This is a genomic window from Streptococcus oralis subsp. tigurinus (assembly GCF_002356415.1).
Classification (GTDB): domain Bacteria; phylum Bacillota; class Bacilli; order Lactobacillales; family Streptococcaceae; genus Streptococcus; species Streptococcus oralis_F.
Window position 1 is genome coordinate 1,037,776 of the sequence record NZ_AP018338.1, and the last position, 15,287, is coordinate 1,053,062.

14 protein-coding genes are annotated in these 15,287 nt (G+C 39.2%); 5 read left to right on the plus strand and 9 right to left on the minus strand.

Going from position 1 to position 15,287, the window contains the following annotated elements:
• Nucleotides 1-266 precede the first annotated feature (266 nt).
• Nucleotides 267-1,487, minus strand: coding sequence for an alpha/beta hydrolase family protein (locus tag STO1_RS05255; protein ID WP_007521825.1), 1,221 nt, complete (start codon nucleotides 1,485-1,487; stop codon nucleotides 267-269).
• A 651-nt stretch (nucleotides 1,488-2,138) separates the two neighbouring features.
• Between STO1_RS05255 and nrdH the strand changes: the two genes are divergently transcribed.
• The 5 genes from nrdH to STO1_RS05280 all read left to right on the plus strand — a co-directional run bounded on the left by nrdH (nucleotide 2,139) and on the right by STO1_RS05280 (nucleotide 7,423).
• On the plus strand, nucleotides 2,139-2,357 hold the full coding sequence (nrdH, locus tag STO1_RS05260) for a glutaredoxin-like protein NrdH (protein WP_000259240.1): 219 nt from the start codon (nucleotides 2,139-2,141) through the stop codon (nucleotides 2,355-2,357).
• 85 nt (nucleotides 2,358-2,442) lie between these two features.
• Nucleotides 2,443-4,602, plus strand: coding sequence for a class 1b ribonucleoside-diphosphate reductase subunit alpha (gene nrdE, locus STO1_RS05265; protein ID WP_007519763.1), 2,160 nt, complete (start codon nucleotides 2,443-2,445; stop codon nucleotides 4,600-4,602).
• A 194-nt stretch (nucleotides 4,603-4,796) separates the two neighbouring features.
• Nucleotides 4,797-5,759, plus strand: coding sequence for a class 1b ribonucleoside-diphosphate reductase subunit beta (gene nrdF / locus STO1_RS05270; RefSeq protein ID WP_000451372.1), 963 nt, complete (start codon nucleotides 4,797-4,799; stop codon nucleotides 5,757-5,759).
• 206 nt (nucleotides 5,760-5,965) lie between these two features.
• A complete protein-coding gene (gene tnpA, locus STO1_RS05275) occupies nucleotides 5,966-6,430 on the plus strand; it encodes an IS200/IS605 family transposase (protein ID WP_000057440.1) in 465 nt (154 codons plus the stop codon).
• A gap of 225 nt (nucleotides 6,431-6,655) precedes the next feature.
• Nucleotides 6,656-7,423 (plus strand): DeoR/GlpR family DNA-binding transcription regulator, encoded by a 768-nt coding sequence (locus tag STO1_RS05280; RefSeq protein WP_096422299.1) that lies wholly within the window; start codon nucleotides 6,656-6,658, stop codon nucleotides 7,421-7,423.
• A 135-nt stretch (nucleotides 7,424-7,558) separates the two neighbouring features.
• Here the strand turns inward: STO1_RS05280 and tnpA (STO1_RS05285) are convergent, their stop codons facing one another.
• The 8 genes from tnpA (STO1_RS05285) to lacB all read right to left on the minus strand — a co-directional run bounded on the left by tnpA (STO1_RS05285) (nucleotide 7,559) and on the right by lacB (nucleotide 15,266).
• Nucleotides 7,559-8,023: an IS200/IS605 family transposase gene (gene tnpA, locus STO1_RS05285; protein WP_000057440.1), complete on the minus strand. Its 465-nt coding sequence runs from the start codon at nucleotides 8,021-8,023 to the stop codon at nucleotides 7,559-7,561.
• A gap of 194 nt (nucleotides 8,024-8,217) precedes the next feature.
• Nucleotides 8,218-9,624, minus strand: a complete 1,407-nt coding sequence (gene lacG, locus STO1_RS05290) for a 6-phospho-beta-galactosidase (RefSeq protein WP_096422301.1) — start codon at nucleotides 9,622-9,624, stop codon at nucleotides 8,218-8,220.
• 84 nt (nucleotides 9,625-9,708) lie between these two features.
• Entirely contained in the window at nucleotides 9,709-11,403 is a 1,695-nt protein-coding gene (locus tag STO1_RS05295) for a lactose-specific PTS transporter subunit EIIC (RefSeq protein ID WP_096422303.1), read from the minus strand.
• Nucleotides 11,403-11,720: a PTS lactose/cellobiose transporter subunit IIA gene (locus STO1_RS05300; protein WP_001078319.1), complete on the minus strand. Its 318-nt coding sequence runs from the start codon at nucleotides 11,718-11,720 to the stop codon at nucleotides 11,403-11,405. Before STO1_RS05300 ends, STO1_RS05295 begins: the two co-directional genes overlap by 1 nt.
• A 35-nt stretch (nucleotides 11,721-11,755) precedes the next feature.
• Complete coding sequence (locus tag STO1_RS05305; RefSeq protein ID WP_096422305.1) at nucleotides 11,756-12,592, minus strand: PRD domain-containing protein; 837 nt, start codon at nucleotides 12,590-12,592, stop codon at nucleotides 11,756-11,758.
• Between the two features lie 236 nt (nucleotides 12,593-12,828).
• The gene (lacD, locus tag STO1_RS05310) at nucleotides 12,829-13,809 is read right to left on the minus strand and encodes a tagatose-bisphosphate aldolase (protein WP_096422308.1); all 981 of its coding nucleotides are present in this window, start codon (nucleotides 13,807-13,809) and stop codon (nucleotides 12,829-12,831) included.
• 1 nt (nucleotide 13,810) lies between these two features.
• On the minus strand, nucleotides 13,811-14,740 hold the full coding sequence (locus STO1_RS05315; protein ID WP_096422310.1) for a tagatose-6-phosphate kinase: 930 nt from the start codon (nucleotides 14,738-14,740) through the stop codon (nucleotides 13,811-13,813).
• Between the two features lie 10 nt (nucleotides 14,741-14,750).
• Nucleotides 14,751-15,266 (minus strand): galactose-6-phosphate isomerase subunit LacB, encoded by a 516-nt coding sequence (gene lacB, locus STO1_RS05320; protein WP_001216920.1) that lies wholly within the window; start codon nucleotides 15,264-15,266, stop codon nucleotides 14,751-14,753.
• Nucleotides 15,267-15,287: the final 21 nt, after the last annotated feature.

Sequence of the window (15,287 nt, forward strand, 5' to 3'; positions counted from 1 at the left end):
CTCAAAATTCCAATTATCAAAGCTATTTTTTCTTAATATCAATCAGAAGATAATCCTAGTAAACAATGAAAAAATAATACTATTTAGTCATAATTGATATAACTCAGCAAATCTATTATTTGAAAAGGCTTCATCAAATACTGAGATTCTAAAACCTACTCTTACCATCAACAGTAGAGAATTTATCCAATTTGCTACTTAAAGTAAAATAAGCTTGTAGCACCTAACAGTAAAAAGGTAGATATATCTAAGTGGTATAAGTAGAACTAAAACTTTGATTGATTCCATTCAAATAAAGTATCCAACCAATCAAAAACGACATTATGGGAGAGCCTTAAATTATTGACTTGGCAATGAGCGTCCGCACCACTTTCCGCCTCAAATACTTGAAGTTTAGTTTGCTGATTTTTAGATTTAAGTGATTCATAAATCACCTTGGTTTGATGCTGCAGTTCAGCACCCTCACCCTTTCCCATGATAAACAGGCATGGGCATTGAATTTTTTGATAATCCACAATCTTTGCATGGTTAAATACATCATCAATAGCACTCTTAAAATCAGAAGTACCAAACTGCCATGCATACTTTTTAAGATTCAAATTTGCTGATTCATTCAAATTTCCAGCGAATTTTAAAATGGCATTTATTAACCAACTAGGTGCTTTCAAACTTGATCCAAATTCTTTTCTGAAAAGTTCTGCAACGTCGTAAATAGGGGTACTAGCAATCCAAGCATGAATTCTTGGATCCTTTTCAACAGCTTGTGCGGTAAAATATCCCCCTCCGCTGACACCATAAATGGCTAAATCATTTAGTTTAGGATTTCTATTTTCCAACCAGTCTATGCATAATGAAATTGGAATAGAGGCATCCACATCAAAGACCAGCCCTCTACTAGGATTGCTCCCTTGACCGGGAAGGTCAACCATTAAAACATTATAATTTCGTATCCATCCAGGATATCCTGCAAAGTAAAATAAATCTTCGCGATAAGTATCACCTCCACCAATCATGATTAGCGTTGGGCAATTATCGCCGCTATGAAGATAATAACCAGGCAAGTAAGAACCCTGATAGGTAATAGTTAATTTTTCAATCGGTGCACCTAGTGAATGAATTGCACTAGAAAACACCTTCTCCATTTGACGAACGGTCGGTAAATACTCTTCAGAAAATGGATCGGTAAATTGGATTGCCGAGCGAAGTGAGTAGGTCTGTGCAAGATAATACTGCGCCTTTGTTTGTTCACTCAACCCTGAATTACTTGCTTCTTGTTCAAGGTAGTTTACATGCGATAAAAATACATTTTTCCAGTCATCAGGCTTTGGTGAGTTCCCCAATCTTTGAGCAAGATAATAAAGCTCTCCATGAGAGAAACCAAAAATTTCACCGATTCCTAACAACCAATTGAAGAAAAAATCCGTATCACCATTCTTAAAAAATATTTGAGTCGATTGCCGTTTTAAAATAACATCATTTTCTTTCACCACGCGCCTCCTAATTCTGTATTCTTTCATTCATTTAATCTAATTATAATCTGATAACATTCTCTATCAAACAAAAGTATCCAGATATCCATTTTTTAATCTTATAATCACAGATAGTGTATCACATAAAATGAACTTTTTCAAACATTGTATTTATATACTCCTTATGAAAGGATACGAAACTCATAAGTATCCTATATAAAATTAACCAATGATCCATTTTTATGAATACATCATAATCTGTCATTTCCATTTTGGTTATATTTTATATATTCTAATACAAATATTGGGACATCTTGTGTAGAAAATTTCTTTTTTCGTAAATATTACAGTTTCTATTTTGTTAAAGTATTATCTCAGCTATACTTATTACTGTTCTTACGATTTTTGCTATTTTCTTCGTTTTCCTTTCTGATAACTTGCTGAAAATCTTCTATTTATATTGCCAATATACAGTATGTAGTTTTTTTATTTTGAGAAAGTTTGACAGTTCAACGGAAATCAAAATTTATGTTTTCGAAAACACTATATCTTGTGTTTTGATTTTAAAACCGTAACTTTTTGGCACAAGATTTAGTTTAAAAAGTTTGACAAAGTTTTTTTTTCTGATATACTAAGAAAGTAATCTATTTTGAAAGAGGAGTTACGAAAATGGTAACCGTTTATTCTAAAAATAACTGTGTACAATGTAAAATGACTAAACGTTTCTTGGATAGCAACAATGTCGCTTATCGTGAGATCAATCTCGATGAGCAACCAGAGTACATCGATCAAGTTAAAGAGCTTGGTTTCAGCGCTGCTCCTGTCATCCAAACACCAACTGAGGTCTTTTCAGGTTTCCAACCAGGAAAACTAAAACAGTTAGCATAATTTTAGTGCATCATCCAGAAGAAATTGCTTCTAGGGCTAACTTAGAGGCCTTTCTTTTGTAATCAGGTTAGATAAGGAAAATTTTATGGGATTAAAACATCTTGAAGACGTGACTTACTTCCGTCTCAATAACGAAATCAACCGTCCTGTTAATGGACAAATCATGCTTCATAAAGATAAGGAAGCCTTGGATGCTTTCTTTAAAGAAAATGTAGTTCCAAACACTATGGTTTTTGATTCAATCACCGATAAAATCAACTACCTCATTGAACATAACTACATCGAAACTGCATTTCTCAAGAAATACCGTCCAGAGTTTTTGGAAGAATTGCATCAATTCATCAAAGACCAAAACTTCCAATTCAAGTCGTTTATGGCAGCCTATAAGTTTTACAATCAATATGCCTTAAAGACAAACGACGGTGAATATTACCTCGAAAGTATGGAAGACCGTGTCTTCTTTAATGCGCTTTATTTTGCAGACGGGGATGAAGCGATTGCGACTGATATTGCCAATGAAATCATCCACCAACGCTACCAACCAGCTACTCCTTCCTTTTTGAACGCAGGTCGTGCTCGTCGTGGGGAATTGGTATCTTGTTTCTTGATCCAAGTAACTGATGACATGAACTCTATCGGACGTTCTATCAACTCAGCCCTTCAACTTTCACGTATCGGTGGTGGTGTGGGAATTTCCCTCAGCAACCTTCGTGAAGCTGGAGCTCCTATCAAAGGTTATGAAGGTGCTGCTTCTGGTGTCGTACCAGTTATGAAGCTTTTTGAAGACAGCTTCTCTTACTCAAACCAACTCGGGCAACGTCAAGGTGCTGGGGTTGTCTACCTCAACGTCTTTCACCCAGATATCATCGCTTTCCTTTCCACTAAGAAAGAAAATGCCGATGAAAAAGTTCGTGTTAAGACTCTTTCACTTGGTGTTGTAGTACCCGATAAATTCTACGAATTAGCTCGTAAAAATGAAGAAATGTATCTCTTTAGCCCTTACTCTGTAGAGCTTGAATACGGTGTACCGTTCAACTACATCGACATCACTGAAAAATACGATGAATTGGTCGCAAATCCAAATATCCGCAAGACAAAAATCAAGGCGCGTGATTTGGAAACTGAAATCTCTAAATTGCAACAAGAGTCTGGCTATCCTTATGTAGTCAACATCGATACGGCTAACCGTGCGAATCCTGTTGATGGAAAGATTATCATGAGCAACTTGTGTTCTGAAATCCTTCAAGTTCAAGAACCAAGCTTGATCAACGATGCTCAAGAATTCCTTCAAATGGGAACAGACGTCTCATGTAACCTTGGTTCAACCAACGTGGTCAACATGATGACTTCACCTGACTTTGGTCGTTCTATCCGTGCTATGGTTCGTGCTTTGACTTTCGTTACAGATAGTTCGCACATCGTAGCTGTTCCTACAATCGACCACGGAAATAGTTTGGCTCACACCTTTGGTCTTGGGGCCATGGGGCTTCATAGTTACCTTGCACAACAACTCATCGAATACGGATCTCCTGAGTCAATTGAATTTACAAGCATCTACTTTATGCTTATGAACTACTGGACCTTGGTAGAGTCAAACAATATCGCCCGCGAACGTGGTATCACCTTCCACAACTTTGAAAAATCAGACTATGCTAACGGAAGCTACTTCGACAAGTATGTGACAGGCGAATTTGTTCCAAAATCAGACCGTGTTAAAGAACTCTTCAAAGACGTCTTTATCCCAAGTGCTGCTGACTGGGCTGAACTTCGCGAAAAGGTTCAAGCAGATGGTCTTTATCACCAAAACCGTCTAGCTGTTGCTCCAAATGGTTCGATCAGCTACATCAACGATGTTTCTGCATCTATCCACCCGATTACGCAACGTATCGAAGAACGCCAAGAGAAGAAAATCGGTAAGATCTACTATCCTGCTGCAGGTTTGTCAACAGAAACGATTCCTTACTACACTTCTGCCTACGACATGGATATGCGTAAGGTAATCGATGTATACGCGGCTGCAACTGAGCACGTGGATCAAGGACTTTCACTCACCCTCTTCATGCGTAGCGATATTCCAAAAGGTCTTTACGAATGGAAGAAAGAAAACAAACAAACGACACGTGACTTGTCTATCCTTCGTAACTATGCCTTTAACAAGGGTATCAAGTCTATCTACTACGTCCGTACCTTTACAGACGACGGTGGAGAAGTCGGTGCTAACCAATGTGAAAGCTGTGTGATTTAATTTTAGTCAAAGGCAACCACATTTTCTCAGATTACTGATTAAGTTACCCGCCAGACAAAACTTGATAAGTATCTTAAATACTATGAAAAACCAAAAAGTCGGTCTTCCGACTTTTTGTGCGATACTCTTCTCAGACTATGATAAAATAGAGATGATTCGACAATCGCATTATTACATACAGAAAGAGATTTCAAATGGAAACTTACTACAAAGCCATTAACTGGAACGCCATCGAAGATGTCATCGACAAATCAACTTGGGAAAAGCTGACAGAGCAATTCTGGCTCGATACGCGTATCCCCTTGTCAAATGACCTAGACGACTGGAGAAAACTATCAAACAAAGAAAAAGACTTGGTTGGAAAAGTCTTTGGTGGTTTGACCCTTTTGGATACCATGCAATCTGAAACAGGAGTTCAGGCGCTTCGCGCAGACATCCGTACACCGCATGAGGAAGCTGTTTTTAACAACATCCAATTTATGGAATCTGTCCACGCAAAATCTTATTCTTCTATCTTTTCGACCTTGAACACCAAGGCTGAAATCGAAGAAATCTTTGAATGGACCAACACAAATCCCTACCTACAAAGAAAAGCGGAAATTATCAATGAAATCTATCTCAATGGTAGCCCACTAGAAAAGAAGGTTGCCAGCGTCTTCCTTGAAACCTTCCTCTTCTACTCTGGTTTCTTTACACCGCTTTACTATCTCGGTAACAACAAACTGGCCAACGTTGCGGAAATCATCAAACTGATCATTCGTGATGAGTCTGTTCACGGAACTTATATTGGTTACAAATTCCAACTTGGTTTCAATGAATTACCTGAAGAAGAGCAAGAAAAACTTAAAGAATGGATGTACGACCTGCTCTACACTCTCTACGAGAACGAAGAGGGCTATACAGAAAGCCTCTATGACGGTGTTGGCTGGACTGAGGAAGTTAAAACCTTTCTTCGTTACAATGCCAATAAAGCTCTTATGAACCTAGGACAAGATCCACTCTTCCCAGATTCAGCAGATGATGTCAATCCAATCGTTATGAACGGAATTTCAACAGGAACTTCTAACCACGACTTCTTCTCTCAAGTCGGAAATGGTTACCTCCTTGGTGAAGTTGAAGCCATGCAAGACGAGGATTACAACTACGGTTTAGACTAATTTGACCAAACATTCAAAATATCATGGTTTGTTTAAAACAACCATGATATTTTTGTTTTATGTGACTACTAGTCCGTCTCGCTCCGCAAGGTGCGAGACAAATAAACCACCCGCTATGCGGGTGCGCATCGAAGGTTATACCAAAAAACTCCAAACGCGATACAATAAAGGTGTTCAAGCCAATTGTAAAGCGAAAGGAGAAAAATATGGCACAAAAGGCACATAGTTTATCACACACAAAGTGGATGTGTAAATATCACATTGTGTTCACCCCTAAGTATAGACGAAAAGTAATTTATAATCAATATCGAAGCAGTTTGGGAGAAATATTCCATCGATTATGTAGTTATAAAGGTGTTGAGATTATCGAAGGTCACTTAATGCCAGACCATGTACATATGTTAGTCAGTATTCCACCGAGGATAAGTGTTTCAAGTTTCATGGGGTATTTAAAAGGTAAAAGTGCACTCATGATGTTTGACAAACACGCCAACCTCAAGTACAAGTTTGGGAATCGGCATTTCTGGGCAGAAGGTTATTATGTAAGTACAGTAGGGCTTAATGAAGCCACAATTAAGAAATATATTCAAGAACAGGAAAAGCATGATATAGCACTAGATAAATTAAGTGTAAAAGAATATGAGGATCCCTTTAGGGATAGTGGTAAGTAGTACCAAGGTCTCTTTAAGAGGCAAGTGACGAGTCAAGAGCAATGAGGCTTGAACAACGTGAAAGCCAGCGTCTTTAGGCGCTGGCTGGTGATTTGGGCTTATAGCCCTGGTGCAAACCACCCGTTAGACGGGTGGTTATGATTTTTGTTTTATTTTGTTTTTTTCTATTTGATTGATTGAGCGTTTTATGGTAAGATAATAATAGTAGAAATCGAGGTGATAAGGATGCTAAAGCAAGAAAAACTAGATAGTATTCTAGAAGCAGTAAACACAAAAGGCACTATTACTGTAAAAGAGATTATGGAGAGTCTTGATGTGTCAGATATGACAGCTCGTCGCTACTTACAAGAATTGGCAGATAAGGATTTGCTGGTTCGTGTGCACGGTGGCGCTGAAAAACTTCGTACAGGTTCTCTCTTAAACAACGAACGCTCAAACGTCGAAAAACAAGGCTTGCAGATTGCTGAAAAACAAGAAATCAGTCGTTTTTCTGGTCATTTGATTGACGAAGGTGAAACTATTTTTATCGGGCCAGGAACAACCTTAGAATGTTTTGCTCGTGAGCTCCCTATCGATAATATTCGTGTTGTAACAAACAGCCTTCCTGTTTTTCTCATCCTAAACGAACGAAAACTAACAGATTTGATTTTGATTGGTGGAAATTATCGCTCTATCACTGGAGCTTTTGTGGGAACACTTACCCTGCAGGATTTAGCCAATCTTCAGTTTTCTAAAGCTTTTGTAAGCTGTAATGGTATTAAGGATAAGGCAATTGCTACTTTCAGTGAAGAAGAGGGCGAGGTACAACGAATCGCTCTGAATAATGCCAATAAAAAATACTTACTGGCAGACCACAGCAAGTTTAATAAGTTTGATTTTTACACTTTCTACAATATCTCAGAGATTGATACCATCGTTTCAGATTCCAAACTAAGTCAGGAAACATTTGAAGACCTGTCAAAACAAACAACCATTCTTTTATCAAAATCATAACCACCCGTCTAACGGGTGGTTTGCACCAGGGCTATAAGCCCAAATCACCAGCCAGCGCCTAAAGACGCTGGCTTTCACGTTGTTCAAGCCTCATTGCTCTTGACTCGTCACTTGCCTCTTAAAGAGACCTTGGTACTACTTACCACTATCCCTAAAGGGATCCTCATATTCTTTTACACTTAATTTATCTAGTGCTATATCATGCTTTTCCTGTTCTTGAATATATTTCTTAATTGTGGCTTCATTAAGCCCTACTGTACTTACATAATAACCTTCTGCCCAGAAATGCCGATTCCCAAACTTGTACTTGAGGTTGGCGTGTTTGTCAAACATCATGAGTGCACTTTTACCTTTTAAATACCCCATGAAACTTGAAACACTTATCCTCGGTGGAATACTGACTAACATATGTACATGGTCTGGCATTAAGTGACCTTCGATAATCTCAACACCTTTATAACTACATAATCGATGGAATATTTCTCCCAAACTGCTTCGATATTGATTATAAATTACTTTTCGTCTATACTTAGGGGTGAACACAATGTGATATTTACACATCCACTTTGTGTGTGATAAACTATGTGCCTTTTGTGCCATATTTTTCTCCTTTCGCTTTACAATTGGCTTGAACACCTTTATTGTATCGCGTTTGGAGTTTTTTGGTATAACCTTCGATGCGCACCCGCATAGCGGGTGGTTTATTTGTCTCGCACCTTGCGGAGCGAGACGGACTAGTAGTCACATAATCATAAAAATTCCCCTGCCTTTTGGCGGGGAATTTTTGTTGAATTTTAATCAATAAGTTGTGTCTCAGCTAGTTTCTTGTACCAGTGAGCTGATTTCTTTGGATAGCGCTCCTGGGTTTCAAAATCAACATAGAAGAGGCCGTAACGCTTTTCGTAACCATTTGACCAAGAAAAGACATCCATTAGCGACCAGATAAAATAGCCTTTGACATTGGCTCCATCGGAGATTGCATCTGCTATCACTTCCATGTGTTTCTTAACATAATCAATCCGTCCATCATCGTAGACTGTCCCATCCACAAACTCATCTTTGTATCCGAGACCATTCTCTGTGATGTAGATTTTCTTGTAATTTGGGTAATCTTTCTTCACGCGCATGATTTGATCATACAAACCTTGAGGATAGATAATCCAGTCCCAGTCCGTACGTGGGACATAGTCAGGCGCCACTCGACGTCCAACTCCCTTAATCTGATACTTAGAGCTTCCTTTTTCACCCTTACCGTTATGAATGATTTCTGTTTCGCCATCAAAGGCTTGCATCCAATCACTCATGTAGTAGTTAATTCCAAGGAAGTCATTCAGGTCTTTTGCTGCTTCTAGGACTGCGAAGTCTTCTTCACGCAGATCTAAACTTCCACCATTGACTGCTAGGATATGGTTGACACCTTCCATGGTTTCTTCAGAATATCGTCCTAGATAAGTCGCATCTAGGATAAACTTGTTATGGATAATATCTTCTAACTCGGCTGCACGAACATCTGCTGGATTATCTGGATTCAGAGGATACTTAGTAGGCAGGGCATGAACCACACCAATTTCACCTTTATAACCTTTATCTTTATATAGCTTGACTGCACGCGCATGCGACACCATCATATTGTGATGAGATTGGAAGACTTTGGCAAGGTCGTACTGGACACCTGGAGGGAACTTCCCAACCAAATACTGACCATCTCCTATCGGTCCAATTTCATTGAATGTTGTCCAATAGTTTACTTCTGGAAATTCTTCAAAACAGAAGGCTGCATAATCCACAAAGTGATCAATGTTTTCTCTATTCAGGAAATCTCCGTTTGAATGAAGAGCCTCTGGTGTATCAAAGTGATGGAGTGTCACGAAAGGTTCAACATGCCGCTTGTGACATTCTGCAAACAACTTGTGATAGAACTCAACTCCCTTGGCATTGACTTTCCCGTAACCAGTTGGAAAGATACGTGACCAAGCGATTGAAATACGGATACCATTGACACCATACTCTTCTGCAAGTTTGAGGTCAACTGGGTATTTGTGATAGAAATCACTGGCTGGCTCAGCAGTGTACCAGTAGTTGTCCTTAAGATATTTATCCCAGGCAACTGGCCCTTTACCATCAGTATTGGTTGCACCTTCTGCTTGGTAGGCTGCTGTTGCTCCGCCAAAAATAAAGTCTTTTGGTAATGTTTTTGACATTTGATTCACCTTTCAAGAAATAGAAATGAGATGGAGATATAGTTGGGAGGAGTTCCTCCATCTCACTTCTTCGCTATTTACATTTTAATCTTCGAACTGCGCTTGAACAAAGGCAAGAGCGCCTTTTCCATCGCGAGTCAGTTTAATGTATTGGCCACCTTCTGTCTTAGCAAGTTTGATACCCAGTTTGTCGGTTTCGGCCTTCATGTCTTCAAAGTTTGAAGCTACTTGAGGAGCAAGGATAACCAGATCAAACTCAGGCAACATTTCACGGTGAGCTCCATAGCCACCAGCTGCTGCTTTAACAGGAACCTTGTACTCCGCAGCTGCCTTGTTTAGAGCATTTGCAAGGAGACCACTTGTTCCTCCGCCTGCACAGAGAACGAGAACATTTGTTTCTTCTGTAATTGTGTTTTGCGCTGCTCCTACACCTGCTTTTTCAAGAATCGCATCTGCTTTAGCAGTATTGAAGTTTGAAGCTACTTTTTCTTTCAATTCATCATTGGCTTTACCTGAACGTTCTTCTTCAAGTATTTGTTCATCATAAACCTTGAGGAATGGATAGTAGATGGCTACGTCTACAAGGATTAACAAAGCAGCAAGTACAAATGATAAAAATTGGAAGTTTGTTCCGAGAACAATACCGAGCGGACCTGGTGTTGTCCAAGGAAGGTTGGCAGTGAATGAGTTCATGCCAAGCGTTTCGATAAAGAATTTGAAAATCCAGACGTTTGCGATTGGCGCAAAGATAAAGGGAATAAAGAAGATTGGATTCAAGACAAGTGGTGCACCAAACAGGATTGGTTCGTTTACACCGAAGAAAGTTGGTACTACTGACGCACGACCGATTGCACGGTTTCGTTTTGATTTGGTCAACCACATGAACATGAATGGAACAACCAGTGTCGCACCAGTACCACCCATGGTAACGATAAACATTTGTGTACCAGAAGTAAGAATCTTGTCAGCGTGCATACCTTGTTGGAGAAGGTTCAAATTGACTTCAGCATTTGCATAGGTAATCGCTGCGATTGCAGGTTCGACGATGGAAGGACCGTGGATACCCACAAACCAGAAGAAGGCAAAGGCCCCAAAGATAATGGTAATACCTAGATAACCATCAGCAGCAGAGAATAATGGTGCAAAGAATTTACCGATTGATTCAGCTACGCTTGCACCAACAAAATGACGAGCTAGTAAATCAAGAGCATAAAGAGAAACCACTGATAGAGTGAATGGAATCACATCTTTAAATACTTGTGAGATATTTGGTGGAACTTCGTCAGGCATGCGAATAGTGACGTTGTTCTTAACACAAACCTTATAGATGGCTACAGTAACAAAGGCAGCAAGGAAGGCTGAAAGCAAACCTTTTGTCCCCAAGAATCCAGTAGCTAGGCCATTTTCGATAGGATCAGCTGCCAACATCAACAAACCAACAATTGCTGCCAACAATGTTGACATATAGTTGATTTGATTGGTTTTCTCCATGCTACGGTTTACTGAGTCAGTCAATGACTTAGCTGTTGTACCAGCTACCAAGAGAGCTAGAATCCCCATTGAATAGCTATAAGGTTTCATGAGGAGATTAACAACATCATCAGACCATTTAAAGCCCCATGAGTTAGGAACAAAGGCAATCAAGATAAAGATACTTGAGAAGAGAATGACTGGCATACCAGCAATGAAACCATCACGAATAGCACGAAGGTAGATATTACGAGACAGTTTTTCAAAGAAAGGCTTTCCTTTCTCAATAAATGCAATTAGTTTGTTCATTACTTAACTCCTCTCTTGTAGAGTTCGATTAAATGGTGCATCAAATCTTTTAACAAGATAGTTGTCATCAAGTGGTCTTGGCCATGCATCATGGTCACACTATAGGCCAAATCTTCACCAGCTGCTTCCTTGGTCAATAGACTTGTTTGCGCGTGATGAGCCTCGGCGATACAGCCACCAGCTTCCTCAACTAAGCTATCTGCTTTCGCAAAATCGCCAGCTTCAGCAGCCTTCAAGGCTTCCAATAGTTTTGAACGAGCATCGCCAGCATAGGCTACGATTTCAAAACCTAACAATGTTACTTCTTCTCTATTCATGATAGAATCCTCCTTATGTATTTTTAATTAAATTTTTATGACAATAAACGTTGGATATGTAGAACTAGATAAACTCGTTCACTTTTATACAAATCAAGACCCGTATGTTGCGTAATCACATCATAGATCTTGGAGCCGACCTCAAATGCCTTTGGATAGGATTGTTTGATATGGTCTTCCATATCTAGAAGAGATTGATTATCATCTCTAGATCTGTCTAAATAATCCAAGAAATAATTCAAATGAATCATAAAACGATCATAGAAATGGTTATTCTCTTTGGTTCGTTGAATAGCGTAACTCTTCAGCACTTCTTCAACATTCCTGAGAATTTCTTTCCTCTTATCTATCGACTCAACCACTTGAACTTCGTTCTCACCTTCGGCATTAATGAAATGATAAGCGATCCGAATAATTTCATCCTCAGGGAAATGATCTGTCAACTTCTGACGATAGATTTCAAAGGCTTCCTTTGCGATTTGAAAAGCTACAGGATACTTGGCAGAAATATCTGGCAGATTACTATCCTTGTACCTTCCTTGTGCTAGAGCTTGGTAAGAACAGTAAATATGATCTGTCAAGGTTACGTAGAGATACTCTTGAATCGGATAATGATATTTCTTAGAAAGCTTATCAATAATCTCATAGGTCACTGTGATAAAATCAAGCGGGACATCTTTGAGCAGAGCCATAAAGTTTTCCCTAGACTCTTCTGTCTTCATCCGAAAGATTTTCTCAACTTGTTCTTCAGCAATCAAATCCCCTTTCTTCTTTCCAAATGCAATCCCTTTACCAATTACAATCACCTCTTCTCCTTTATCATTTCTGACAAGTGAAACATTGTGATTCATTGGATTTAGAATTCGATACATGTCAACCTCCTTTTATCTCTTAATGGTATATGAGTATAAAAAATGACCACAAATGAACTAGAAAATCTTTTGATTTCTAATTCACCTGTGATCATGCCTAATATTACTTAGTAACACTCACCTTGTATTAACTTGTGATTTAAGTATAGCACAAGTAAGTTTTTTTGTAAACCTTTACATGTAACTTTTTTTTTAAAATTTTTTTAGATTCATGTTCCTAAACTAGGAGGAAGATTTTACACGCGTTCTTTCCATGAAGTCGCTGTTGTTTGAAGAACCTTGTTGAGTTCGTCAATGTTTTCAAAACCAGTTGTGCGAAGCCATTCGCGAGCTGCTGCTTCACCAACTTTGATGTAAGCTTCAACTGATCCAGCCCATGTAGCACGGCCACAAAGAACGCCGTTGAAGTTTGCACCTGATTCATGGGCAAATACAAGAGTATCTTGGAAGAGTTTAGCTGATACACCAGCACTCAAGTAGATGTATGGAAGATTTGTTGCTTCATCTTGAGCTTTGAAGAAGGCTGCTGCTTCTTCACGTGTATGCACGATTTCACCATCACTAAATCCTTCAACGTATTTGACGTTGACTGGAACCTCCACTTTCAAGACATCGATGTTAAAGCGTGGGTCTGAGAAGACCTTCATAGCACCGATAACCTTGTGTGGTTTTACTTTGGCGTATTCTGCAGAACCTGCGTCAGCAATCTTTTCATCGTAAGCGAGGATTTCAAGGAAGAATGGAATGTCTTCCGCCACACATTCAGAACCGATGCGTTCGATGTAGGCTTGTTTTTGTTGGTTGAGTTCGTCAGAGCTGTCTACGTCATAGTAAAGCAAGAATTTGACTGCATCCGCACCTTGTTCTTTAATGCGTTTTGCAGACCAAACATCCAAGCAGTCAGGCAAGCGTTTGGTGCTTGTTGTGTCGTAACCAGTTTTCTCATAAGCAAGGAGAAGACCAGCATTTGGAGCAAGCGCTTTTGTAGCTGGAAGTCCATACTCAGGGTCGAGAAGCATAGAGGATGCGTATTTTGTCAATTCATCTGCTACCAAGACTTTGAGTTCTTCCATTTGAGCCACTGTTGGCTCTTCTGTTTGGTATTGAGCCATGAGGCGTTTCAAAGCACCACGTTGGTCAAAGGCAAGGGCTGAGATGATTCCATTTTCATCTGAAAGTTTTTCTAAGCGTGCACGTTTTTGTTCTGTTAAAGCCATTTTATACCTCTTTTACTATTAATTGATCATATAGAGCTTGATAGTTGGCCATATTCACATGACCTGTTATCTTTTCTTGAGCATTGAGCATACCAAGGACATTGGCCTTGATGAGGAGTTCTTGATCAGATTCCTTATGAAGAAGTCCTGATGAAATCCCTGCTACAGTAGAATCTCCAGATCCGACAGGATTAACTACCTGAATTCTTGGAATATCTACTTTATAGAAAGTATCCCCTTGTTTTGCAAAAGCACCATTTGCACCAAGTGACACGATAATCCACTCAATCCCTGCAAATAGAGGCTCCTGAAGAACTTCTTTTAATTCATCCAGATCCTCAGAAACTTCTTTCCCAAGAAGCTGAGACAATTCTTCGTTATTTGGTTTAATTACTGTTGGTTTATGTGGTGATTCAAGGACAGCCTGAAGAGCTGCACCTGAGCAGTCTAGAACAACTGGTTTCTCTGCTTGATTAGCAAGCTTCACCAAGTTTGCATAATAGTCAACTGGAAGACCAGCTGGAAGACTACCTGAGATGGTTACTACTTCCACAGTGTCAAGAAGATTTTTGAAATGAGCCAAGAAATCTTGCCCTTCTTGTTCTAGAACTTCAGGCCCTTTCTCAAGAATTTCTGTTTGATTTTCACCATGTAGAATAGCGATACAGTTACGAGTCTCTCCTTGAATTGAGAAGAAATCTTTCGTTACTTTATCATCGATATGTTCTACCAAAAATTCACCAAGTTTACCACCAACTAAACCAGTAGCTACAACAGAATCACCAAATTCTGAAAGAACTCGCGTAACATTGAGACCTTTACCACCAGCTGTCTTGGTCACGTCCACCACACGGTTGACAGTGTCAATTTTTAATTCATCCAAAGGATAAGAAATATCAATGGATGGATTCATTGTGACTGTTAAAATCATGCGTCACCTCTTAGTCGTGGTATTCACCGCGATCCCATTTTTCAAGGAATTCTGTAAAGAAGTTTGCATCTGCTTGATGAGCATTGTGAGTTTCAACGTGCTCAATTTTCGCAATCAATTTTTTGTTTTCTTCTGATGGTTTGTATTCAGCTTTGATGAAAGCTTCAATGATATCGCACATAAGCAATTCACCAGTGATTTTACCACCAAAACCAATAACGTTGGCATTCAATTGTTCTTTTGCATAAAGAGCTGTTGTCATATCACGAACCAAGGCAGAACGAACTCCTGGAACTTTATTTACAGCGTTGTTGATACCAACACCAGTACCACAGATACATACCCCAAGATCAGCTTGACCGCTAGTTACAGCTTCACCAACTTTTTTACCAAAGATTGGGTAGTGAGTACGTGTGTGGTCATAGGTACCAAAGTCGATAACTTCATATCCTTTTGATTTCAAAAATTCTGAAACCGCCATTTTTTCATCTGTTACGATGTGGTCACATCCAATTGCAATTCTCATTTTTAACTTACCTTTCTTACT

Excerpts from the sequence above, each read along its gene's own strand:
- tnpA (WP_000057440.1), top strand. The coding sequence starts at position 5,966 with ATGGCACAAAAGGCACATAGTTTATCACACACAAAGTGGATGTGTAAA.
- lacB (WP_001216920.1), bottom strand. The coding sequence starts at position 15,266 with ATGAGAATTGCAATTGGATGTGACCACATCGTAACAGATGAAAAAATG.
- STO1_RS05295 (WP_096422303.1), bottom strand. The coding sequence starts at position 11,403 with ATGAACAAACTAATTGCATTTATTGAGAAAGGAAAGCCTTTCTTTGAA.
- nrdH (WP_000259240.1), top strand. The coding sequence starts at position 2,139 with ATGGTAACCGTTTATTCTAAAAATAACTGTGTACAATGTAAAATGACT.
- lacG (WP_096422301.1), bottom strand. The coding sequence starts at position 9,624 with ATGTCAAAAACATTACCAAAAGACTTTATTTTTGGCGGAGCAACAGCA.
- tnpA (WP_000057440.1), bottom strand. The coding sequence starts at position 8,023 with ATGGCACAAAAGGCACATAGTTTATCACACACAAAGTGGATGTGTAAA.
- STO1_RS05315 (WP_096422310.1), bottom strand. The coding sequence starts at position 14,740 with ATGATTTTAACAGTCACAATGAATCCATCCATTGATATTTCTTATCCT.
- STO1_RS05300 (WP_001078319.1), bottom strand. The coding sequence starts at position 11,720 with ATGAATAGAGAAGAAGTAACATTGTTAGGTTTTGAAATCGTAGCCTAT.
- nrdE (WP_007519763.1), top strand. The coding sequence starts at position 2,443 with ATGGGATTAAAACATCTTGAAGACGTGACTTACTTCCGTCTCAATAAC.
- nrdF (WP_000451372.1), top strand. The coding sequence starts at position 4,797 with ATGGAAACTTACTACAAAGCCATTAACTGGAACGCCATCGAAGATGTC.
- STO1_RS05280 (WP_096422299.1), top strand. The coding sequence starts at position 6,656 with ATGCTAAAGCAAGAAAAACTAGATAGTATTCTAGAAGCAGTAAACACA.
- STO1_RS05305 (WP_096422305.1), bottom strand. The coding sequence starts at position 12,592 with ATGTATCGAATTCTAAATCCAATGAATCACAATGTTTCACTTGTCAGA.
- lacD (WP_096422308.1), bottom strand. The coding sequence starts at position 13,809 with ATGGCTTTAACAGAACAAAAACGTGCACGCTTAGAAAAACTTTCAGAT.